The organism is Pseudomonas sp. FSO-7 (genome assembly GCF_059579345.1).
Map to the genome: position 1 here is coordinate 4142549 of NZ_CM184193.1, position 20931 is coordinate 4163479.

Sequence of the window (20931 nt, forward strand, 5' to 3'; positions counted from 1 at the left end):
ACCGAAGTGGGGCAACAGACGCGACATGATAGTGCGCACGAAATTCATGTTAGGGATAATTTGTGACCAAGTGTTGATCCAGGCCAGCGAATCGGTGTGCCGGTCCATGAACTTTTTTTCAGAAAGCCGACAGGTAATTTTTGGCAGAATGCTGCGTAATCGCTCCAACTTCCCCACACGGTACCGCCCATGAACCGCATCCTGACCATCGAAGACGACGCCGTGACCGCCCGTGAAATCGTTGCCGAGCTGACCCGCAACGGCCTGGACGTCGATTGGGTCGACAACGGCCGCGAAGGCCTGGAACGGGCGGTCAGCGGCGACTACGACCTGATCACCCTCGACCGCATGCTGCCTGAGCTCGACGGCCTGGTGATCGTCACCACCCTGCGGACCATGGGCGTGGCCACGCCAATCCTGATGATCAGTGCCCTTTCCGATGTGGACGAACGCGTGCGTGGCCTGCGGGCCGGCGGCGACGATTACCTGACCAAGCCGTTCGCCACCGACGAAATGGCCGCCCGGGTCGAAGTGCTGCTACGGCGCAACAACGGCACCCGCGAGCCGGAAACCGCGCTGCGGGTGGCCGACCTGGAACTGAACCTGATCAGCCGCGAGGCCAGCCGCAACGGGCAACTGCTGAGCCTGTTGCCCACCGAATACAAGCTGCTGGAATTCCTGATGCGCAACAGCGGGCAGATCCTCTCGCGCATGATGATTTTCGAGGAAGTCTGGGGCTATCACTTCGACCCCGGCACCAACCTGATCGACGTCCACATTGGCCGCCTGCGCAAGAAAATCGACCCACCGGGCCTGGAACCGCTGATTCGCACGGTACGGGGTTCCGGCTATGTCATTGCTGAACCCCGCTAAGGGCTGGCGCTCCTCCAGCAGCCGCCTGCTGGCGCTGTACAGTTCGCTGTTCGTGATCTGGAGCGCGATCCTGATGGGGGTGATGTATTACGAAGTGTTTGGCTACCTCGACAGCCTGGCCAAGCACTCCCTGATGCAGCGCCAGCACCTGTTCGCCCGGATCCACGGCGACCAACTGGAAGATGCGCTCATGGCCAGCCTGACACTGGACGAGCGCGGCGTCGACGCCTACGGTCTGTTCGATCCGCAATTGCGCCATTTGAGCGGGCCGATCCTGCGCGTGCCCGCCGACCTGCCGCTGGACGGCAAGATCCACATGCTCGGCGGCTGCGTGGACTCCGATGAACCGGGTGTGCCTTCCGACAGTTGCGACGCGGTGGCGACCCGGACCCAGGACGGCCGCTGGCTGGTGCTCGCCCGGGACAATGGTTCGCTGTTCGCGGTGACGCGGATCATCTTGCACGCGCTGTTCTGGGGGGTATCACTGACCATCCTGCCGGGCATCGCTGGCTGGCACCTGTTGCGCCGCCGACCGCTGCGTCGGATTCGCCAGTTGCAGGCCAGCGCCGAAGCCATCGTCGCCGGTGACCTGACCCATCGCCTGCCGCTGTCGAGCCGACGCGATGAACTGGACATGCTGGCGGCGATCGTCAATGCCATGCTCGAGCGCATCGAACGCTTGATGAATGAGGTCAAGGGCGTGTGCGACAACATCGCCCATGACCTGCGCACCCCGCTGACGCGCCTGCGTGCCCAGCTTTATCGCATCCAGCAGCAAGCGCCGGACGGCTCCGACGAGGCCCTGCAGATGGACCAGGTGCTTGCCGAGACCGACACCCTGATGGCGCGGTTTCGCGGTTTGTTGCGGATTTCCGAACTGGAAGACCAGCAACGGCGCTCGGGCTTCGTGCGCCTCGATCCGTTGCAGTTATTGCAGGAGCTGCATGACTTTTACCTGCCCCTGGCCGAGGAAGGCGAACTGACCTTCATCCTGGAAGCACCCGACACCCTGCCCCTGCTCAACGGCGACCGGGCCTTGCTGTTCGAGGCCGTGTCGAACCTGCTGAGCAATTCCATCAAGTTCACTCCGCCGGGGGGCACCGTGATCCTGCGTGGGGTCGATCAGGGCGACAGCACGCGCATCGAAGTCCTCGACTCCGGCCCGGGCATCCCCGAGGCGGAGCGCAAGGCCGTGTTCCGCCGTTTCTATCGCGCCGAAGGCAGCAGCCAGCACGGTGGATTCGGCCTGGGCCTGTCGATCGTCGCGGCGATCGTCAATCTGCATGGGTTCACGTTGGAGGTGGGCAGCAGCGAACACGGCGGCGCGCGGTTGGTGCTCGATTGCCGGGGGACGTTGTTGTAGGGAAACCGCACCTGTGTTGCTGCCGGGAACCGCCTCTGCACTGCTGAGGTAAAACTGCACCGGCAGTGCGGTAGGAAAACTGCATTTGTGGCGAGGGAGCTTGTTCCCGCTCGGCTGCGAAGCAGTCGCAAAACCGGTGGACATGGTTTGGTTGGCGTGCGCGTCCGGCAGTTTTTGGGGTCGCTACGCGACCCAGCGGGAGCAAGCTCCCTCGCCACAGGGTGTGGTGTGCTTGATCTTTATCTATCAGGCATCACTGCGATGCAGCGGGGTGTTATGCAGCTCATAGCGCAACTCATCGATCAACTTGGCGATGCTGTCTTCCGAGCGGACGCTGTCGAGACTCATGCCGCTCACCACCAGGTCCACCTCACCGCTTTCACGGTGATACAGGCGCACGGTGAGGGTACCGTCGCCATTGAGGCTGCATTCGCAGGCCAGCGGCGTAAAGCTTTCTTCGAGGCGGGCACGCAACGGGGCCAGATGGGTCATACGATGCACCTCAGCCCCGAGAGGATAAATGAACGATGGACAGCGCCGACCTCTTGGTCTGCGTAGATATCCTGTCGCGCTCGTATCGGCTTCGTTCACAGCACATTGTGGCATATTCCTTGAGTATTTCGTGAGGGACGCGACATCACGGACGATATCGCACCCTGACAGCCTAAGGAACCGCTCCCCCATACAAAACCCGAATTTGCACCAACGCACCCGGTGCATTTGCACTGGCTATCATGGTGCCTTCATCCGCCATTCATTGGCGAACAACCCCCGCGCCCGCGCCCAGACAATCGCCTCGCTGCGGCTATGGACATCCAGTTTCGAATACAGGGTCGCCACGTGATTGCGCACGGTATTGGGCGCAAGCTTCAGCCGTGCGGCGATTTCCTTGTCGGCCAGGCCTTCGCAAATAAGCCCCAGCACGTCCCGCTCCCGGGCCGTCAGTTCGGTGAATGACACACTGGGCGCCTGGGCGTTGATGCTTTTCACGTTAGCCAATTTTTCAATCAGGGTCCGGCTGAACCAGGACGCGTCTTTCATCACCTCTTCGATCGCCGCCACCAGCTCCAGCTCCGAGCGCTTGCGTTCGGTGATGTTCATCAGCACCAGCAGGTAACAGGGCTTGTCCTGAATGAGCACCGTGTCGGCGGCGACCTCACAGTCGATGAGTTCGCCGCCCTTCTTATGCACCTTGACGTCGATACGTGAGACTGCGGCAGCCTTTTCCAGCCGGGCAAACAGCGCGGCGCCGGCGTTCTTGTCGAGAAAGCCGATTTCCTCCACGGTTTTACCCAGCAACTCTTCGCTGGCGTAACCGGTGGTCTGGAGAAACGCTTCGTTGATTTCCAGCAATTGTTGTTCGGCGCTGCACACCAGGGTGGGCACGGGCGACAGGCGGAACGACTTGGCAAAGCGCTCCTCGCTCTGGCGCAGCGCCGTTTCTGCCTTGCGGCGCGGCTCCATGTCCATGAAGGAAAACAGCATGCATTCTTCATCATGCAAGTCCAGGGGCTGGCCGGCGACGATGACCTGCTTGATGGTGCCATCGGGCAACTTCAACTCGGCCTGCATTTGCGGAATGGTCGCGCCCTGCCCCAGCCGCTCGATGGCCAGGTCGCGTTTTTCGGCGGCTTCGAGTACATCCAGTTCATACACCGAACGCCCGATCACCTGTTCGCGGCTGTAGCCGGTCATCTCCAGGAACCCCGGATTGACCTTGATGTAGCGCAGGTCGCTGAGGCGGCAGATCACCGCCGGCGCCGGGTTGGCCCCGAAGGTTTTCTCGAAGCGCTGCTCGGCACTGGCCCATTCGGTGGCATCGCTGAGGATCAACACGAGCAATTCCGGCTCGCCGTTGCGGTCGGCCAGGACCATGCTGCGGATCCGGTGCACCCAGGTGCGATCCGGGTCGGCCTGGGGCGTGACCTCCACCAGCACATCGCTGAACTCATCGCCACGGGCAACCCGGGCGATGGGGTAGTTGTCTTCGGTCAGCGGATGGTTGTTGCGATAACGCAGATTGAAGCGCCGGGCGTATTGCCGGGCCGTGGTGCCCAGCTCACTGAGGTCCTTGACCCCGTGCATGGTCAAGGCCGCTGCGTTGGCCCAGGCAATGGTCTGGTCGACCTCGATCAACATCACCCCGTCGGACAGTCCGGCAATGATCTGCAGCAATTGGCGACGGTTGGTATCGGTGGTCGGGACTTGCTGATTCATTGGGTCTCCATGTGGTCAGTAGGGTTCAAGCATGGATGCGTTGAAAGTTACGACCACCTGGATTTGCAATAGTGCATCGTGCCTTCACGCCGCCATGCGCCCCTCGGCAATCGCCTGGGAGGCAGCCAGCATCGCCCGCAGCAGCACCGCGCAGCCGGCGGCGAGGTCATCCGGGGCGGCGTTTTCGATTTCGTTGTGGCTGATGCCGCCTTCGCAGGGCACGAAGATCATCCCGGCCGGGCCGAGTTCGGCGAGGAAGATCGCGTCATGGCCAGCCCCGCTGACGATGTCCAGGTGGGACAAGCCCAACCCTTGGGCCGCGCCGCGTACGGCGTCGACGCAGCCCTGGTCGAAATACAGCGGCGGGAAGTCGGCGGTGGGTTTCAAATCGAAGGTCAGACCATGCTGGCGGCAGGTGTCTTCGATCACTTGCTTGACCTCGGCGATCATCGAATCCAGGCGCGCCGGTTCCAGGTGACGGAAATCCAGGGTCATGCGCACTTCGCCGGGGATGACGTTGCGCGAGCCCGGATAGGCTTGCAGGCAACCGACCGTGCCGCAGGCATGGGGCTGATGACCGAGGGCGGCGCGGTTGACGGCGCCGACAATGATCGAGGCGCCCACCAGGGCATCCTTGCGCAGGTGCATCGGGGTCGGGCCGGCGTGGGCTTCCACACCGCGCAAGGTCAGGTCGAACCACTTCTGCCCCAGGGCGCCCATCACCACGCCGATGGTCTTGCCCTCGTCTTCGAGGATCGGCCCCTGCTCGATGTGCGCCTCGAAATACGCCCCCACCGGATGCCCACTGACCGGGCGCGGGCCAGCATAGCCGATGGCGTTGAGGGCCTGGCCCACGCTGATGCCCTCGGCGTCGGTCTTGGCGAGGGTTTCTTCGAGGGTGAATTTTTCGGCGAACACCCCGGAGCCCATCATGCACGGGGCGAAGCGCGAGCCTTCTTCGTTGGTCCAGACCACCACCTCCAACGGTGCTTCGGTTTCGATGTTCAGGTCGTTGAGGGTGCGCAGCACCTCCAGCCCGGACAGTACGCCAAAGCAGCCGTCGAACTTGCCACCGGTGGGTTGGGTGTCGATGTGGCTGCCGGTCATGACCGGTGGCAGGTTCGGATTGCGCCCTGGCCGCCGGGCGAAGATATTGCCCACCCCATCGATGCTGACGGTGCAGCCCGCCGCCTGGGTCCATTGCACGAACAAGTCGCGGGCCTGGCGGTCGAGGTCGGTCAGGGCCAGCCGGCACACCCCCCCCTTGACCGTGGCTCCGAGCTGGGCCAGGTCCATGAGCGATTGCCACAGGCGGTCGCGGTTGATGTGCTGATGGGTGGATTGCAGGACATCGAGGGCTGCGTTCATGGGGATCTCCTTCAGGCAGTTATCTCATTTCGACGCGGTCCGGTGTGGGAGCGGGCTTGCTCGCGAAAGCGTTGTATCAGCCAGCATTGATGTTGATTGACCCACCGCCTTCGCGAGCAAGCCCGCTCCCACAGGAACCGCATTCATCTGTTACTGCAGCGGTGACTTGACGACCGCCGGACTGGCCCCCTGCAGGCTGCACAACCCGTAGTAAATCACCCCACCCAGCGCCGAGCCGGTGAACCAGCCATAGCTGTAGAACCAACTGAACGCATCGCTGCCCAGGGACAACAGCGTCAGCACCACCGGCACGCCAAAAGCGATGAAGCCGTTCCAGTTCCAGGCCGGGTAAATGTCGTCGCGGTACAACCCGGCCAGGTCCAGTTGCTGTTTCTTGATCAGGAAATAATCCACCACCATGATCCCAGCAATCGGCCCCAGCAGGCTTGAATAACCCAGCAGCCAGTTGGAATAGACCGACTCGAGGCTGACCTCGGAGACGATCAGGCCGAGCTTCTTCAACAACTCGTGGGCCATCAGCGCCAGTCCCACCAAACCGGTGAGCATCACGGCCTTGGTGCGGCCGATCAGTTTCGGCGCCAGGTTCTGGAAGTCGTTAGTGGGCGAAACGATGTTGGCGGCGGTGTTGGTCGAGAGCGTGGCGACGATGATCAGCACCATGGCCAGCGCCACCCACACCGGGCTCTGGATGTGCCCGATCAAGGTCACCGGGTCGGAAACGGTCACCCCCACCAGTTTTTCCGAGGCGGCGGTCATGACCACGCCGAGGGAGGCGAACAGGAACATGGTCAACGGCAGGCCAATGATCTGTCCGACTATCTGGTCTTTCTGGCTCTTGGCATAACGGCTGAAGTCCGGAATGTTCAACGACAAGGTGGCCCAGAAACCGACCATGGCCGTCAGCCCGGCAAGGAAGTAGCCAGTCACGCTGGCGCCCTCGGGGCGTTTGGCCGGGACCGCCATCAGCTCAGTCAGCGAGACGTTGGGCAACGCCCACACCAACAGGCCAACGCCCACCAGCACCAGCAGCGGCGCGGACAAGGTTTCCAGCCACTTGATCGACTCGGCACCGCGCAACACCACCCACAGGTTCATGACCCAGAACACCATGAAACCGATCACTTCGCCGGTGCCACCCAGGCTCTTCCAGCCGTCGAACACCGAGCCGAGAAACAGGTGGATCGCCAGCCCACCGAACATCGTCTGGATCCCGAACCAACCGCACGCCACCAGGGCGCGGATCAGGCAGGGCACGTTGGAGCCGATGACGCCAAAGGACGAGCGCAACAGCACCGGAAACGGAATGCCGTACTTGGTCCCGGCAAAGGCATTCAGGGTCAGGGGGATCAGCACGATGATGTTGGCGAACAGAATCGCCAGCAGCGCCTCGCCCACCGTCAAGCCGAAATAGGCGGTGAGCACGCCGCCGAGGGTGTAGGTCGGCACGCAGATCGCCATGCCCACCCACAATGCGGTGATGTGCCATTTGTTCCAGGTTCGCTCGTTCACCTTGGTCGGCGCGATGTCGTGGTTATAACGGGGGCTGTCGAGGACGTCGCTGCCGGCTTCAAGCTCGAACAATCCGTCGCGCTCGGTCACTGTTGATCTGGTCATGTCCGCTCCACTGTTTTCATTATTTTTGCTCATCGACAGGCGATGGCCGGAGTACTTGCACGCATGCCACCGACCACCCCGCCAGACCCACGACGGCACTCAATAACCGTGCCGGATAATGCGCCGAGCTGACCGGATGATCGATATAACCCTTTCAACCTTTTGATGTTTAACGTTTTAAAGCCACGTGATTGCCTTGTTTCACTCCCTGCTTACCGCCCTTGAGGCTAGATGACCTTCACGCCTTGTCGAGGGGGAGATTCAAAGTGGTGCACCCCGGATCAACGCGAGGTGTCTAGACCGCACTTCCAACACTTTCAAGCCGCTGATTTACCATGACAAATCTCGCTCAAATAACGATCCTGTCAAGTGCGTCAAAATGGTGAGCAGGCTCACCATTTTGGTGAATTAATAAATTAATTGTTTAACTTCAATAGTTTAATTAACGCATAAGCTTATAAAAAATAATCTTGCTCATTTCAATAACTCCAGCTAGCGTCTAATCCTGACAGTCGTGACAAGAATATAAACCGCCACGACTTTACCCACCGTGATGGATAAAACATAAAGAACCGGCAACAGCCGGTCATGCCTGCGAGGAACTCGGAATGTCTCTGTTGATCCGTGGCGCCACCGTTATTACCCATGATGAAAGTTATCGCGCCGATGTGTTTTGCGCCGACGGCGTGATCAAGGCCATTGGTGACAACCTGGATGTTCCGACCGCTGCCGAAGTGCTCGATGGCAGCGGTCAATACCTGATGCCCGGCGGTATCGATCCCCATACGCACATGCAGTTGCCGTTCATGGGCACCGTCGCCAGTGAAGACTTCTTCAGCGGCACGGCGGCGGGCCTCGCCGGGGGCACCACGTCAATCATCGACTTCGTGATTCCCAACCCTCAGCAGTCGCTGATGGAAGCCTTCCGTCAATGGCGGGGCTGGGCCGAGAAAAGCGCCAGCGACTACGGTTTCCACGTAGCGATCACCTGGTGGAGCGAACAGGTCCGCGAAGAAATGGCCGAGCTGGTCAGCCATCACGGGGTGAACAGCTTCAAGCATTTCATGGCCTACAAGAACGCGATCATGGCCGCCGACGACACCTTGGTCGCGAGCTTCGAGCGCTGCCTGGAATTGGGCGCGGTGCCCACCGTGCACGCCGAGAACGGCGAACTGGTCTACCACCTGCAACGCAAGCTGCTGGCCCAGGGCATCACCGGGCCGGAAGCCCATCCACTGTCGCGGCCCTCGCAAGTGGAAGGCGAAGCCGCGAGCCGCGCCATCCGCATCGCCGAAACCCTGGGCACGCCGCTGTACCTGGTGCACGTGTCCACCAAAGAAGCCCTGGACGAAATCACCTACGCCCGCAGCAAGGGCCAACCGGTCTACGGTGAAGTGCTGGCCGGGCACCTGCTGCTGGACGACAGCGTCTATCGCCACCCGGACTGGCAGACCGCCGCCGGCTACGTGATGAGCCCGCCCTTCCGCCCACGCGGGCATCAGGAAGCCCTCTGGCACGGCTTGCAGTCTGGCAACCTGCACACCACCGCCACCGACCACTGCTGTTTCTGCGCCGAACAGAAAGCCGCCGGGCGTGATGACTTCAGCAAGATCCCCAACGGCACCGCCGGGATCGAAGACCGCATGGCCGTGCTCTGGGACGAAGGGGTCAACAGCGGCAAATTGTCGATGCAAGACTTCGTCGCCCTCACCTCCACCAACACCGCGAAGATCTTCAACCTCTACCCACGCAAGGGCGCGATCCGCGTCGGCGCCGACGCGGACCTGGTGCTCTGGGATCCCCAGGGCAGCCGCACGATCTCAGCCAAGACCCACCACCAGCAGGTGGACTTCAACATCTTCGAAGGCAAGACCGTGCGCGGCGTGCCCAGCCACACCATCAGCCAGGGTCGGCTGGTGTGGGCCGACGGCGACCTGCGCGCCGAGCGCGGTGCCGGGCGCTACATCGAACGGCCGGCGTACCCGGCGGTGTTTGATTTGCTGAGTAAGCGGGCGGAGCTACAGCGCCCGATTGCAGTGGAGCGCTGACCCCAGGCCTTCGGCCTATCGCGAGCAAGCTCGCTCCCACACTGGGTTTTGGGTGAATGCAAAATCCATGTGCACAGCAGATCCCCTGTGGGAGCGAGCCTGCTCGCGATGAGGCCAGCCCAGACACCGAAAAACCACTGCCCACCAGAGGCAGCACCTCAAACACCGTGAGGCCCATTCCCATGATCCAGCCCTTGAGTCACCTCCCCCATTCCCAGGAAGACCCGGCCACCCTCGCCGCCCGCTTCAGCGACCTGGCGCCGCCGCTCAACGCGCGCCAGGCCCACCTGGAAGCCTCCCGCTGCCTGTATTGCTACGACGCGCCCTGCGTGAACGCCTGCCCGAGCGAGATCGATATTCCTTCGTTCATTCGCAACATCCATCAGGACAACGTCCAAGGCGCGGCGCAGAAAATCCTCTCGGCCAACATCCTCGGCGGCAGTTGCGCCCGGGTCTGCCCCACTGAGGTCCTGTGCCAGCAAGCCTGCGTGCGCAACAACGCCCATGAATGCGCGCCGGTGCTGATCGGCTCGCTGCAACGCTACGCGGTGGACAACGCCCACTTCAGCGAACACCCGTTCCAACGGGCCGCCGCCACCGGCAAGCGCATCGCCGTGGTCGGGGCCGGGCCAGCGGGGTTGTCGTGTGCGCACCGCAGCGCGATGCACGGCCATGACGTGGTGATTTTCGAAGCCCGGGACAAGGCCGGCGGCCTCAACGAATACGGGATCGCCAAGTACAAACTGGTGGACGATTACGCCCAACGTGAACTGGATTTCCTGCTGGGCATCGGCGGCATCGAAATCCGCCATGGCCAGAAACTCGGTGAGAACCTGAGCCTGAGCGACCTGCATCAGCAATTCGACGCGGTGTTCCTCGGCCTCGGCCTGGCCGCCAGCAAACAACTGGGCCTGAGCGACGAACAGGCACCGGGGCTGCTGCCCGCCACCGAGTACATCCGCGAACTGCGCCAGGCCGACGACCTCAGCCAATTGCCCCTGGCCGACCGTTGCATCGTGCTCGGTGCCGGCAACACCGCCATCGACATGGCCGTGCAGATGGCCCGCCTCGGCGCCCGGGACGTCAACCTGGTCTACCGTCGCGGCCTCGAGGACATGGGCGCGACTTTGCACGAGCAAGACATCGCCAAGGCCAACCAGGTGCGTTTGCTGACCTGGGCCCAACCGCAACAGGTGCTGCTCGATGACGCCGGCCGTGTGCGCGGCATGCGCTTTTCCCGGACCCATCTGGAAAACGGGCGGCTGGTCATCGGTGCCGAGACCTTCGACTTGCCTGCCGACGCCATCTTCAAAGCCATCGGCCAAGCCTTCGATGACAACGCACTGGTGGACCCACTGGCCCGTGAGCTCAAGCGCCAGGACGGGCGGATTCTGGTGGACGAACACCTGCGCACCAGCGTCCCCGGTGTCTATGCCGGCGGCGATTGCACCAGCCTGGACCAGGACCTCACAGTGCAGGCCGTGCAGCACGGCAAGCTCGCCGCCGAAGCGATCAACGCTCAACTGATGCTCAATGTGGAGGCTGCGTAAATGGCCGATCTGTCGATTGTCTTCGCCGGCATCAAAGCCCCCAACCCGTTCTGGCTGGCCTCCGCGCCGCCCACCGACAAGGCCTACAACGTCGTCCGCGCCTTTGAGGCCGGCTGGGGCGGCGTGGTCTGGAAAACCCTCGGTGAGGATCCAGCAGCCGTAAACGTGTCCTCGCGCTATTCGGCCCATTACGGGGCCAATCGCGAGGTACTGGGCATCAACAACATCGAGCTGATCACCGACCGTTCCCTGGAGATCAACCTGCGGGAAATCACCCAGGTGAAAAAGGACTGGCCGGACCGGGCGTTGATCGTGTCGCTGATGGTGCCCTGCGTCGAAGAGTCCTGGAAACGCATCCTGCCCCTGGTGGAAGCCACCGGCGCCGACGGCATCGAGCTGAACTTCGGTTGCCCCCACGGCATGCCCGAACGGGGCATGGGCGCGGCGGTCGGCCAGGTGCCGGAGTACGTCGAGCAAGTGACCCGCTGGTGCAAGACCTATTGCTCGCTGCCGGTGATCGTCAAGCTCACGCCGAACATCACCGACATCCGTGTCGCCGCCCGCGCAGCCCACCGCGGCGGCGCGGACGCGGTGTCGTTGATCAACACCATCAACTCCATCACCAGCGTCGACCTGGAGCGCATGGTCGCCCTGCCCAGCGTCGGCAGCCAGAGCACCCACGGCGGTTACTGCGGTTCGGCGGTCAAACCCATCGCCCTGAACATGGTGGCCGAAATCGCCCGCGACCCGCAGACCCACGGTTTGCCGATCTGCGGCATTGGCGGCATCGGCAGTTGGCGCGACGCCGCCGAATTCATCGCCCTGGGCAGCGGCGCGGTGCAGGTCTGCACGGCGGCGATGCTGCATGGGTTTCGCATCGTCGAAGAGATGAAGGACGGGTTGTCACGTTGGATGGACAGCCAGGGCCACGCCAACCTGCAGGCGTTCTCCGGTCGCGCGGTGGGCAACACCACCGACTGGAAGTACCTGGACATCAACTACCAGGTCATCGCCAAGATCGACCAAGAAGCCTGCATCGGTTGTGGACGCTGCCACATCGCCTGCGAAGACACCTCACACCAGGCCATCGCCAGCCTCAAGCAGGCTGACGGCACGCATGTGTATGAGGTGATCGACGAGGAGTGCGTGGGCTGCAACCTGTGCCAGATCACCTGCCCGGTCCAGGACTGCATCGAGATGGTGACGGTGGACACCGGCAAGCCGTTTCTGGATTGGAACCATGATCCGCGTAATCCCTACCATGTAACGGCTTGAATTTGTGGTGTCTGGACTGGCGCCATCGCGAGCAGGCTCGCTCCCACAGTGGATCGTGTCGTTCACAGATGTTGTGTACGCCAGAGATCCAGTGTGGGAGCGAGCTTGCTCGCGAAGGGGCCATCAGCTTCACCACAAAACCTCAAGGCTCCAACCCAATCCCCCGCAATATCACACTGGTCACTGTCTGCACTGCCCGCTCGAACTGCATGTCCGACAGCGGCTGATGGTCGTTGAGAATGTTGATCTGGTGATCGAAGTCGGCGTAGTGCTGGGTCGAGGCCCAGATCATGTAGAGCAGGCTTGAAGGCTCCACCGGCAGGATGCGCTTGTCCTCCACCCACTGGCGGATTTTCGCTTCCTTCATCTTGGCCCAGTCATAGAGGCTGGCGTCCAGCGCCTGGCCCAGGGTCGGGGCGCCGTGGATGATTTCGTTGGCCCAGACCTTGGAGCCGTAGGGCCGGCTGCGGGAGTGGTTCATCTTGGCGCGGATGTAGCTGCTGAGCACCACCCGGGGGTCGTCGAACATCTCGAAGCACAAGGCGTCCTGCTTCCACACTTCCAGCAGGTCGAACAGCACGGCGCTGTACAGCTCGCTCTTGGTGCTGAAGTAGTAGTGCAGGTTGGATCGCGGCAATTGCACTTCGGCGGCGATGTCGGCCATGGCGGTGCTGCCGAAGCCTTTCTCGGCAAACACCTTCTCGGCGGCCAACAGGATTTTCTCGACGTTACTGCGACGAATCTCGATCTTGTGATTGCCCATGAGGGCTCCCTGGCTACAGCGTTGATCAAGACTAGCATTCGCCCACTCTTGAAAACACTGGGGATCCCTGTGGGAGCGAGCTTGCTCGCGATGGCGGTGGGTCAGTTGCACTGTGATTGACTGAACCAGCGCTATCGCGAGCAAGCTCGCTCCCACAATGTGACGGTGGTTCTGTTCAGATAAATGTTTACACCGAGCTCTTGTGGCGAGGGAGCTTGCTCCCGCTCGGCTGCGCGGCAGTCGTAAAACCGGCTGATGCGGTGTGACTGGAATAGCGCGTCAGCTCATTTTGGGGCTGCTGCGCAGCCGAGCGGGAGCAAGCTCCCTCGCCACAAAAGCAGGTTCGGGTTGGCCTCTGGAGGTGTTCTTCAGAGGCCAGTTTCAAGGGGTGAGTCGGCTAGTGCGCTGCGACGTTATCCAGCGCGCGGTTCGCCAGCAGTCCGCTCAGTTCGATCAGTTGCTGGATGCCCAGGGCAATGTGGCGCCTGGGCCCCTCCAGGTCGAAGGCCAGGTCATTGACCATGGCGTTGGCCGAGGCCAGGTTTTCGCTGAGGTTGGCGAGCAGGGTTTCGGTGTCGACGCCGTTGGCGACGGTGAACAGTTGGCCGGGGTCGGCCTCGGGCTTGCTGGGTTTGGGCTTGAGGTAGTGGTCGAGAATGCGGTCGGCGGCTTTGTCGAACGCTTTTGAGTTGGCTGGATCGGTGTCCGGCGGGTTGGGTGTTGGTTTGAACATAGATAAAGCTCCGATGCTGTAGATGGGAGCCAACACCCTGTCGCTACCAAACGAATTAGGGTGGCGGCCATACGAAGGTTGGTAGACCGGGCATCGGAGCCGGCGCCTCCGAAGAGACCCTGCGCATGGCCACCAAAAAGCGAAGTGCATGATTGCACTTGCAAGAGATGACGCTATGCACCGACACCAGGGCTACCAAACCCGATCACTGATTCAATCAGCGACCCGGAAACGATAGAGCCCTGGCTCCCTGGCGCACAAGCCGGCGGATTCTGGCGCAGTTGTAGGGAATGGCGCAAGACAACGTAGCCCGAACCCGAACGATCCTACATCTGGATAAACACAGCCCCCCCGTTGGACTGAGAACCTGGCTTAACAACACACCTGTGGCGAGGGAGCTTGCTCCCGCTGGGTGGCGAAGCCGCCCAAGAAATTCTGCGTTGAAACAAAAAACGGGGGCCTGCTTCGCAGTCCAGCGGGAGCAAGCTCCCTCGCCACAAGAGCCCGCTTAAGCCTTCTGATCGTCGACATGCGACTAATGTCTTAGACCAGTCATCGCACAACCAAGCACCCTCACCGCTATCCTCAAGTCTCGTATCTACCCGGCGCCACGGCCTGCGATCTTGACCTCGGCCAGCGACAGTCATTGAAACACCTCATTTTGAAGCACAGCCGAGTTGGATAATTCCGATAATGGCCAGTTGACAATGAGCAACAGCTTCCAAATAATCCATGGAATGTTGTACGACGACGTATGACAAATAAAAACAACAAAAAAAGTAGGGAGCGCCATAGTGAGCACACGTGTCCGTTTTTCGCCCAACCTCCGTCCAAACCGCCGTACCCTTCTCAACGCCAGCCCCACCCTGGTCCTGCTCGGTTGCAGCAGCCTTGCCGCGTTTTTGCCAACGGCCGCCAGCGCCGCTGGCTTCGTCGATGACGCCAAGGCCACGCTGAATTTGCGTAACGCCTATTTCAACCGCAACTTCGTCAACGACAACGCCGCCCAGGGCAAAGCCGAAGAGTGGACCCAGAACTTCATCCTCGACGCCAAGTCCGGTTTCACCCAAGGCACCGTCGGTTTCGGCGTGGACATCCTGGGCATGTACTCGGTCAAGCTCGACGGCGGTCGCGGCACCGCCGGCACCCAGTTGCTGCCGGTGCATGACGATGGTCGGCCCGCCGACGATTTCGGCCGTTTGGGCGTGGCCCTGAAGGCCAAGGTATCGAAGACCGAGTTGAAGGTCGGCGAATGGATGCCGGTGCTGCCGATCCTGCGTTCCGACGACGGTCGCTCCCTGCCGCAAACCTTCCGTGGCGGTCAGGTGACCTCCACCGAAATCAACGGCCTGACCCTCTACGGCGGCCAGTTCCGCGGCAACAGCCCGCGCAACGACGCCAGCATGGAAGACATGTCGATGAACGGCCGCGGCGCGTTCACCTCCGACCGTTTCAATTTCGGTGGCGGCGAATACGCCTTCAACGAGAAACGCACCCAGGTCGGCGTGTGGTACGCGGAACTGTCCGACATCTACCAGCAGCAATATTTCAACCTGACCCACAGCCAGCCCATCGGCGACTGGACCCTGGGCGCCAACCTCGGCTACTTCACCGGCAAGGAAAATGGCAGTGCGTTGGCCGGCGACCTGGACAACAAAACCGCGTTCGCCATGCTCTCGGCCAAATACGGCGGCAACACCTTCTACGTCGGCCTGCAGAAAGTCGGCGGCGATGATGCCTGGATGCGCGTCAATGGCACCAGTGGCGGCACCCTGGCGAACGACAGCTATAACTCCAGCTATGACAACGCCAAGGAAAAATCCTGGCAACTGCGCCACGACTTCAACTTCGCCGCCGTCGGCGTGCCGGGCCTGACCCTGATGAACCGCTACATCAGCGGTGACAACGTGCACACCGCCACCGTCGACGATGGCAAGGAATGGGGCCGCGAGACCGAACTGGCCTACACCGTGCAGAGCGGCGCGCTCAAGAACCTCAACGTGAAATGGCGTAACGCATCGATTCGTCGCGACTTCAGCACCAACGAATTCGACGAGAACCGTATCTTCATCAGCTATCCGCTGTCGCTTCTGTAAGACCAGGACCCATAGCCATGAGCGCATCCCATGGCAACCTGCGGCAAGGACGCCGATCCAGAGCGGTTCGTCGATCAAACGTTGACAAGGTAGCGGAAGGATAAGGATATTCCCTCTCGGTCGTACGACAACTTATAACAACTGTACCTCTCATTGTTTGCTCAGGTAATGCCATGACCACGACACAGATTCGCCACCCCTTCAATCGCCTGCTCTTGACCGGCGCCGCCGGCGGCCTTGGCAAAGTCTTGCGCGAGCGCCTCAAGCCTTTCGCCCGCCATATTCGCCTGTCGGACATCGCCAACATGGCCCCGGCCATCGACGAAAGCGAGGAAGTGGTGCCATGCGACCTGTCGGATAAACAGGCCGTGCACCAACTGGTGGAAGGTGTCGATGCCATCCTGCACTTCGGCGGTGTCTCGGTGGAGCGCCCGTTCGAAGAGATCCTCGGCGCCAACATCAGTGGTGTATTCCACATCTATGAAGCCGCGCGCAAACACGGCGTCAAGCGGGTGATCTTCGCCAGCTCCAACCACGTCATCGGCTTCTACAAACAAGACCAGACCCTCGACGCCCTCTCCCCTCGCCGCCCGGATGGCTACTACGGCCTGTCCAAGTCCTACGGCGAAGACATGGCCAGTTTCTATTTCGATCGCTACGGCATCGAGACCGTGAGCATCCGCATCGGCTCGTCGTTCCCGGAACCGCAGAACCGCCGGATGATGAGCACCTGGCTGAGCTTCGACGACCTCACCCAACTGCTCGAATGCTCGCTCTACACGCCGAAAGTCGGCCACACCGTGGTCTACGGCATGTCCGCCAACCGCGACGTCTGGTGGGACAACAGCCACGCCGCGCACCTGGGCTACCAGCCCAAGGACACCTCAGAAATTTTCCGCGACAAGATCGAAGCGCAGCCAATGCCGGCCGCCGATGATCCGGCCAGGATCTACCAGGGCGGTGCCTTTGTCGCAGCCGGCCCGTTCGACGATTGATTCGCCTGTTGTTCATGGGATACGAACGAACCAAGGAATCGCCATGCAAGCCGAATTGATTGTCGATGCACGCAACGCCGTCGGGGAAAGCCCGGTGTGGGTCCCCGAAGAGAACGCCCTGTATTGGGTGAACATCCCCAGCGGCGGCCTGCAACGCTGGAACGCCAGCAGCGGAAAAATCCAGGGCTGGGAAGCCCCCGAAATGCTCGCCTGCATTGCCCGCCACCAGGACGGTGGCTGGGTCGCGGGCATGGAAAGCGGTTTCTTCCGCCTGCACCCCCATGATGACGGCAGCCTCGACAGCGAACTGTGTGCAAGCGTCGAGCACAGCCGCGCCGACATGCGCCTCAACGATGGCCGTTGCGACCGCCAGGGCCGCTTCTGGGCCGGCAGCATGGTGCTGAACATGGGCGCCAACGTCGACGAAGGCCGGATGTACCGGTATGAAGCCGGGCAACACAGCCCGGTCGAGGCGCAACTGAGCGGCTTCATCGTGCCCAACGGCCTGGGTTTCAGCCCGGACGGCCGCACGATGTACCTCTCCGACTCGCACCCGTTGGTGCAGCAGATCTGGGCCTTCGACTACGACATCGACAGCGGCACCCCCTCCAACCGGCGCCTGTTCGTCGACATGCTGCCATTGGCCGGTCGCCCGGATGGCGCCGCGGTGGATGCCGACGGTTGCTACTGGATCTGCGCCAACGACGCCGGGCTGATTCACCGTTTCACCCCGGATGGACGTCTCGACCGTTCGCTGGAAGTGCCGGTGAAAAAACCGACCATGTGCGCCTTTGGCGGCAGTCGCCTGGACACCCTCTTCGTCACCTCGATCCGTCCGGGCGACGACAACGACCCACAGTCCCTGGCCGGTGGCGTGTTCGCCCTCACCCCCGGCGTCAAGGGCTTGGCCGAACCCGCTTTCGGAGGACGGAAACCCTCCGCGAACTGATCTGCTGCACCGCTTCACTGGATGAGCCATTAAAAAAACAACAAGACTGGAGATTGACCATGAATTTCAAACGCACGCTTTTGATCGCCGCTTTGCCCCTGGCCTTCCTGGCGCAGGTGGCCCATGCCCTGGACATCAAGATCGCCGATATCCATCCCAAGGGCTACCCGACCGTGGTCGCCGAGGAATCCATGGGTAAAGCCCTGGAAGCGCAGAGCAAGGGCGAACTGAAGTTCAAGTATTTCCCGGGTGGCGTACTGGGCTCTGAAAAAGAAGTCATCGAGCAGATGCAAGCCGGCGCGATCCAGATGTCTCGCGTCAGCCTGGGGATCGTCGGCCCTGTGGTGCCGGACGTGAACGTGTTCAACATGCCGTTCATCTTCCGCGACCAGGCCCACATGCGCGCCGTCATCGACGGTGACGTGGGCGATGCGATCCTCGACCGGATCACCAACTCCGAGTTTGGCCTGGTGGCGCTGGCCTGGATGGACGGCGGCACGCGCAACATCTACACCAAGAAACCGGTGCGCAAGCTCGAAGACCTCAAGGGCATGAAAATCCGTGTGCAAGGCAACCCGATGTTCATTGAGATGATGAACGCCATGGGCGCCAACGGCATCGCGATGGACACCGGCGAAATCTTCAGCGCCCTGCAGACCGGCGTGATCGACGGCGCGGAAAACAACCCGCCGACCCTGCTCGAACACAACCACTACCAAAACGCCAAGTACTACAGCCTCACCGGTCACCTGATCCTGCCTGAGCCGATCGTGATGTCGAAAATCACCTGGAACAAGCTCACGCCAGAACAACAGGACATGGTGAAAAAAGCCGCCAAGGCGGCCCAGGCTGAAGAACGCGATCTGTGGGACAAGAAGTCCGCCGCCAGTGAAGAAAAACTCAAGGCCGCCGGCGTCGAGTTCATCACCGTCGACAAGAAACCTTTCTATGACGCCACCGCTCCGGTCCGGGCCAAATACGGTGCGCCGTATGCCGACCTGATCAAGCGTATCGAAGCCGTTAAGTAAGGTCCCTCAATCTGTATTCATGAAACGGCTGGGCGCGCCTGCGGTTAAAAGGCGCGCCCGGTTACGGTGGAACCCGATGAAGAATTTGCTGCTGCGTATCAACGACACGATTTACATGACTTGCATCTGGGTGGCCGGCCTTTCTGTCCTCGCCGTTGCGCTGATGATTCCATGGGGCGTGTTCGCCCGCTACGTACTCGGTTCCGGCTCAAGCTGGCCGGAGCCCACCGCTATCTTGCTGATGATCGTGTTTACCTTCATCGGTGCCGCTGCCAGCTATCGCTCCGGCTCGCACATGGCCGTGGACATGGTCACCAGCCGCATGCCCCCGCACTGGCAAACCCTGGCGTCGGTCTTCACCCAGCTCTTGATGGCGGCGGTGTGCATTTTCATGACCATCTGGGGCACCAAGCTGTGCATGACCACCTGGAATCAATTCATGAGCGCCATCCCCACCCTGCGCGTCGGCATCACCTACATGCCGATCCCGATCGGTGGGTTCCTGACGCTGATTTTTGTTCTGGAAAAACTCTTGCTGGGTGATCAAAGCAAGCGTCGGGTCGTGCAGTTCGACCTGGTTGAAGAAAACGAAGGTGCCGCTTAATGGACGCGCTGATTCTGCTGGGCAGTTTTTTGTTGTTGATCCTGATCGGCATGCCGGTCGCCTACGCGCTGGGCGCCGCCGCCCTGATCGGGGCGTGGTGGATCGATATTCCATTCCAGGCCATGATGATCCAGGTAACGGGCGGTGTGAACAAATTCTCGCTGCTGGCCATCCCCTTCTTCGTCCTGGCCGGTGCGATCATGGCCGAGGGCGGCATGTCCCGCCGCCTGGTGGCATTCGCCAGTGTGCTGGTGGGGTTCGTGCGCGGTGGCCTCTCCTTGGTCAACCTCGTGGCCTCGAGTTTTTTTGGCGCGATCTCCGGTTCCTCGGTAGCCGATACGGCCTCGGTCGGCTCGGTGCTGATCCCGGAAATGACACGCCGCGGCTATCCGCGTGATTACGCCACCGCCGTCACCGTCAGTGGCTCGGTGCAAGCGCTGCTGACACCGCCCAGCCATAACGCGGTGCTGTACTCCCTCGCCGCTGGCGGCACCGTCTCCATCGGTTCGCTGTTCATGGCCGGTATCGTGCCCGGCATCATGATGAACCTCTGCCTGATGGCGCTGTGCCTGGTCTTCGCGAAAAAGCGCAATTACCCCAAGGGCGAAGTGATTCCCCTCAAGCAAGCGTTGAAGATCTGCCGGGAAGCCATGTGGGGCATGATGACCCTGTTCATCATCCTTGGCGGCATTCTCTCGGGTGTTTTCACCGCCACCGAATCGGCCGCCATTGCCGTGGTGTGGGCGTTCTTCGTGACCATGTGCATCTATCGCGACTACAAATGGAGCGAGTTGCCGAAACTGATGCACCGTACGGTACGCACCATCTCCATCGTGATGATCCTGATCGGCTTCGCCGCCAGCTTCGGCTACATCATGACGCTGATGGAAATTCCAGCGAAGATCACCACCGCGTTCCTGACGCTGTCGGACAACCGTTACGTGATCCTGATGTGCATCAACGTCATGTTGCTGCTGTTGGGCACCGTGATGGACATGGCGCCACTGATCCTGATCCTGACGCCGATCCTGATGCCGGTGATCGTGGGCATCGGTGTGGACCCGGTGCAGTTCGGCATGATCATGCTGGTGAACCTGGGTATCGGGTTGATCACGCCACCGGTGGGCGCGGTGTTGTTCGTCGGTTCCGCCATCGGCAAGGTCAGCATCGAAAGCACCGTCAAGGCGCTGCTGCCGTTCTACGCCATGCTGTTCCTGGTGCTGATGCTCGTGACCTACATTCCCGCCATTTCGCTGTGGTTGCCGCATCTGGTGTTGTAACCCGGTAAGCGAGCAAGCCCCCTTGTGGCGAGGGAGCTTGCTCCCGCTGGACTGCGCAGCAGGCCCATCCGATTTGGACTCGGGCGTCTGCTTCGCAGCCGAGCGGGAGCACGCTCCCTCGCCATAAAAGCTATCTGCCCTTCCCAAATAGCTA

The 20931-nt window shown here is 61.5% G+C and carries 17 protein-coding genes; 11 read left to right on the forward strand and 6 right to left on the reverse strand.

The window, feature by feature from the left end; genetic code table 11:
* The first annotated feature begins 189 nt into the window (after positions 1–189).
* Entirely contained in the window at positions 190–873 is a 684-nt protein-coding gene (locus AC515T_RS17875; RefSeq protein WP_053122824.1) for a response regulator transcription factor, read from the forward strand.
* A complete protein-coding gene (locus AC515T_RS17880) occupies positions 851–2236 on the forward strand; it encodes a sensor histidine kinase (protein ID WP_496529424.1) in 1386 nt (461 codons plus the stop codon). Before AC515T_RS17875 ends, AC515T_RS17880 begins: the two co-directional genes overlap by 23 nt.
* Positions 2237–2482: 246 nt before the next feature.
* Here AC515T_RS17880 and AC515T_RS17885 read toward each other — a convergent pair whose 3' ends face one another.
* The 4 genes from AC515T_RS17885 to AC515T_RS17900 all read right to left on the reverse strand — a co-directional run bounded on the left by AC515T_RS17885 (position 2483) and on the right by AC515T_RS17900 (position 7456).
* Positions 2483–2728, reverse strand: a complete 246-nt coding sequence (locus tag AC515T_RS17885; RefSeq protein WP_496529425.1) for a DUF1652 domain-containing protein — start codon at positions 2726–2728, stop codon at positions 2483–2485.
* Positions 2729–2968: 240 nt separating this feature from the next.
* On the reverse strand, positions 2969–4453 hold the full coding sequence (locus AC515T_RS17890; RefSeq protein WP_496529426.1) for a PAS domain S-box protein: 1485 nt from the start codon (positions 4451–4453) through the stop codon (positions 2969–2971).
* A gap of 84 nt (positions 4454–4537) precedes the next feature.
* Positions 4538–5821, reverse strand: a complete 1284-nt coding sequence (locus tag AC515T_RS17895) for a Zn-dependent hydrolase (RefSeq protein ID WP_496529427.1) — start codon at positions 5819–5821, stop codon at positions 4538–4540.
* Positions 5822–5971: 150 nt separating this feature from the next.
* Positions 5972–7456 carry an NCS1 family nucleobase:cation symporter-1 gene (locus tag AC515T_RS17900; protein WP_496529428.1) on the reverse strand — a complete coding sequence of 495 codons (1485 nt, stop codon included), beginning with the start codon at positions 7454–7456 and terminating at the stop codon, positions 5972–5974.
* Between the two features lie 608 nt (positions 7457–8064).
* Between AC515T_RS17900 and hydA the strand changes: the two genes are divergently transcribed.
* From hydA to preA, 3 genes are all read left to right on the forward strand, one after another.
* The gene (gene hydA / locus AC515T_RS17905) at positions 8065–9504 is read left to right on the forward strand and encodes a dihydropyrimidinase (RefSeq protein ID WP_496529429.1); all 1440 of its coding nucleotides are present in this window, start codon (positions 8065–8067) and stop codon (positions 9502–9504) included.
* A gap of 182 nt (positions 9505–9686) precedes the next feature.
* Positions 9687–11054: an NAD(P)-dependent oxidoreductase gene (locus AC515T_RS17910; protein WP_496529430.1), complete on the forward strand. Its 1368-nt coding sequence runs from the start codon at positions 9687–9689 to the stop codon at positions 11052–11054.
* Positions 11055–12329: an NAD-dependent dihydropyrimidine dehydrogenase subunit PreA gene (gene preA, locus AC515T_RS17915; RefSeq protein ID WP_496529431.1), complete on the forward strand. Its 1275-nt coding sequence runs from the start codon at positions 11055–11057 to the stop codon at positions 12327–12329. It abuts the gene before it with no gap.
* 142 nt (positions 12330–12471) lie between these two features.
* Here the strand turns inward: preA and AC515T_RS17920 are convergent, their stop codons facing one another.
* On the reverse strand, positions 12472–13092 hold the full coding sequence (locus tag AC515T_RS17920) for a TetR/AcrR family transcriptional regulator (protein ID WP_003202912.1): 621 nt from the start codon (positions 13090–13092) through the stop codon (positions 12472–12474).
* 397 nt (positions 13093–13489) lie between these two features.
* Positions 13490–13825: a DUF6124 family protein gene (locus AC515T_RS17925; protein WP_496529432.1), complete on the reverse strand. Its 336-nt coding sequence runs from the start codon at positions 13823–13825 to the stop codon at positions 13490–13492.
* A 794-nt stretch (positions 13826–14619) separates the two neighbouring features.
* Between AC515T_RS17925 and AC515T_RS17930 the strand changes: the two genes are divergently transcribed.
* From AC515T_RS17930 to AC515T_RS17955, 6 genes are all read left to right on the forward strand, one after another.
* Positions 14620–15921: an OprD family porin gene (locus AC515T_RS17930; RefSeq protein WP_496529433.1), complete on the forward strand. Its 1302-nt coding sequence runs from the start codon at positions 14620–14622 to the stop codon at positions 15919–15921.
* Positions 15922–16094: 173 nt separating this feature from the next.
* Positions 16095–16916 (forward strand): NAD-dependent epimerase/dehydratase family protein, encoded by an 822-nt coding sequence (locus tag AC515T_RS17935; protein WP_496529434.1) that lies wholly within the window; start codon positions 16095–16097, stop codon positions 16914–16916.
* Between the two features lie 43 nt (positions 16917–16959).
* Entirely contained in the window at positions 16960–17865 is a 906-nt protein-coding gene (locus AC515T_RS17940; RefSeq protein WP_496529435.1) for an SMP-30/gluconolactonase/LRE family protein, read from the forward strand.
* 59 nt (positions 17866–17924) lie between these two features.
* Entirely contained in the window at positions 17925–18893 is a 969-nt protein-coding gene (locus tag AC515T_RS17945) for a TRAP transporter substrate-binding protein (RefSeq protein WP_496529436.1), read from the forward strand.
* A 76-nt stretch (positions 18894–18969) separates the two neighbouring features.
* On the forward strand, positions 18970–19497 hold the full coding sequence (locus AC515T_RS17950; RefSeq protein ID WP_496529437.1) for a TRAP transporter small permease: 528 nt from the start codon (positions 18970–18972) through the stop codon (positions 19495–19497).
* On the forward strand, positions 19497–20777 hold the full coding sequence (locus AC515T_RS17955; RefSeq protein WP_496529438.1) for a TRAP transporter large permease: 1281 nt from the start codon (positions 19497–19499) through the stop codon (positions 20775–20777). The genes AC515T_RS17950 and AC515T_RS17955 overlap by 1 nt, the downstream gene beginning before the upstream one ends.
* The last annotated feature ends 154 nt before the right edge of the window (positions 20778–20931 follow it).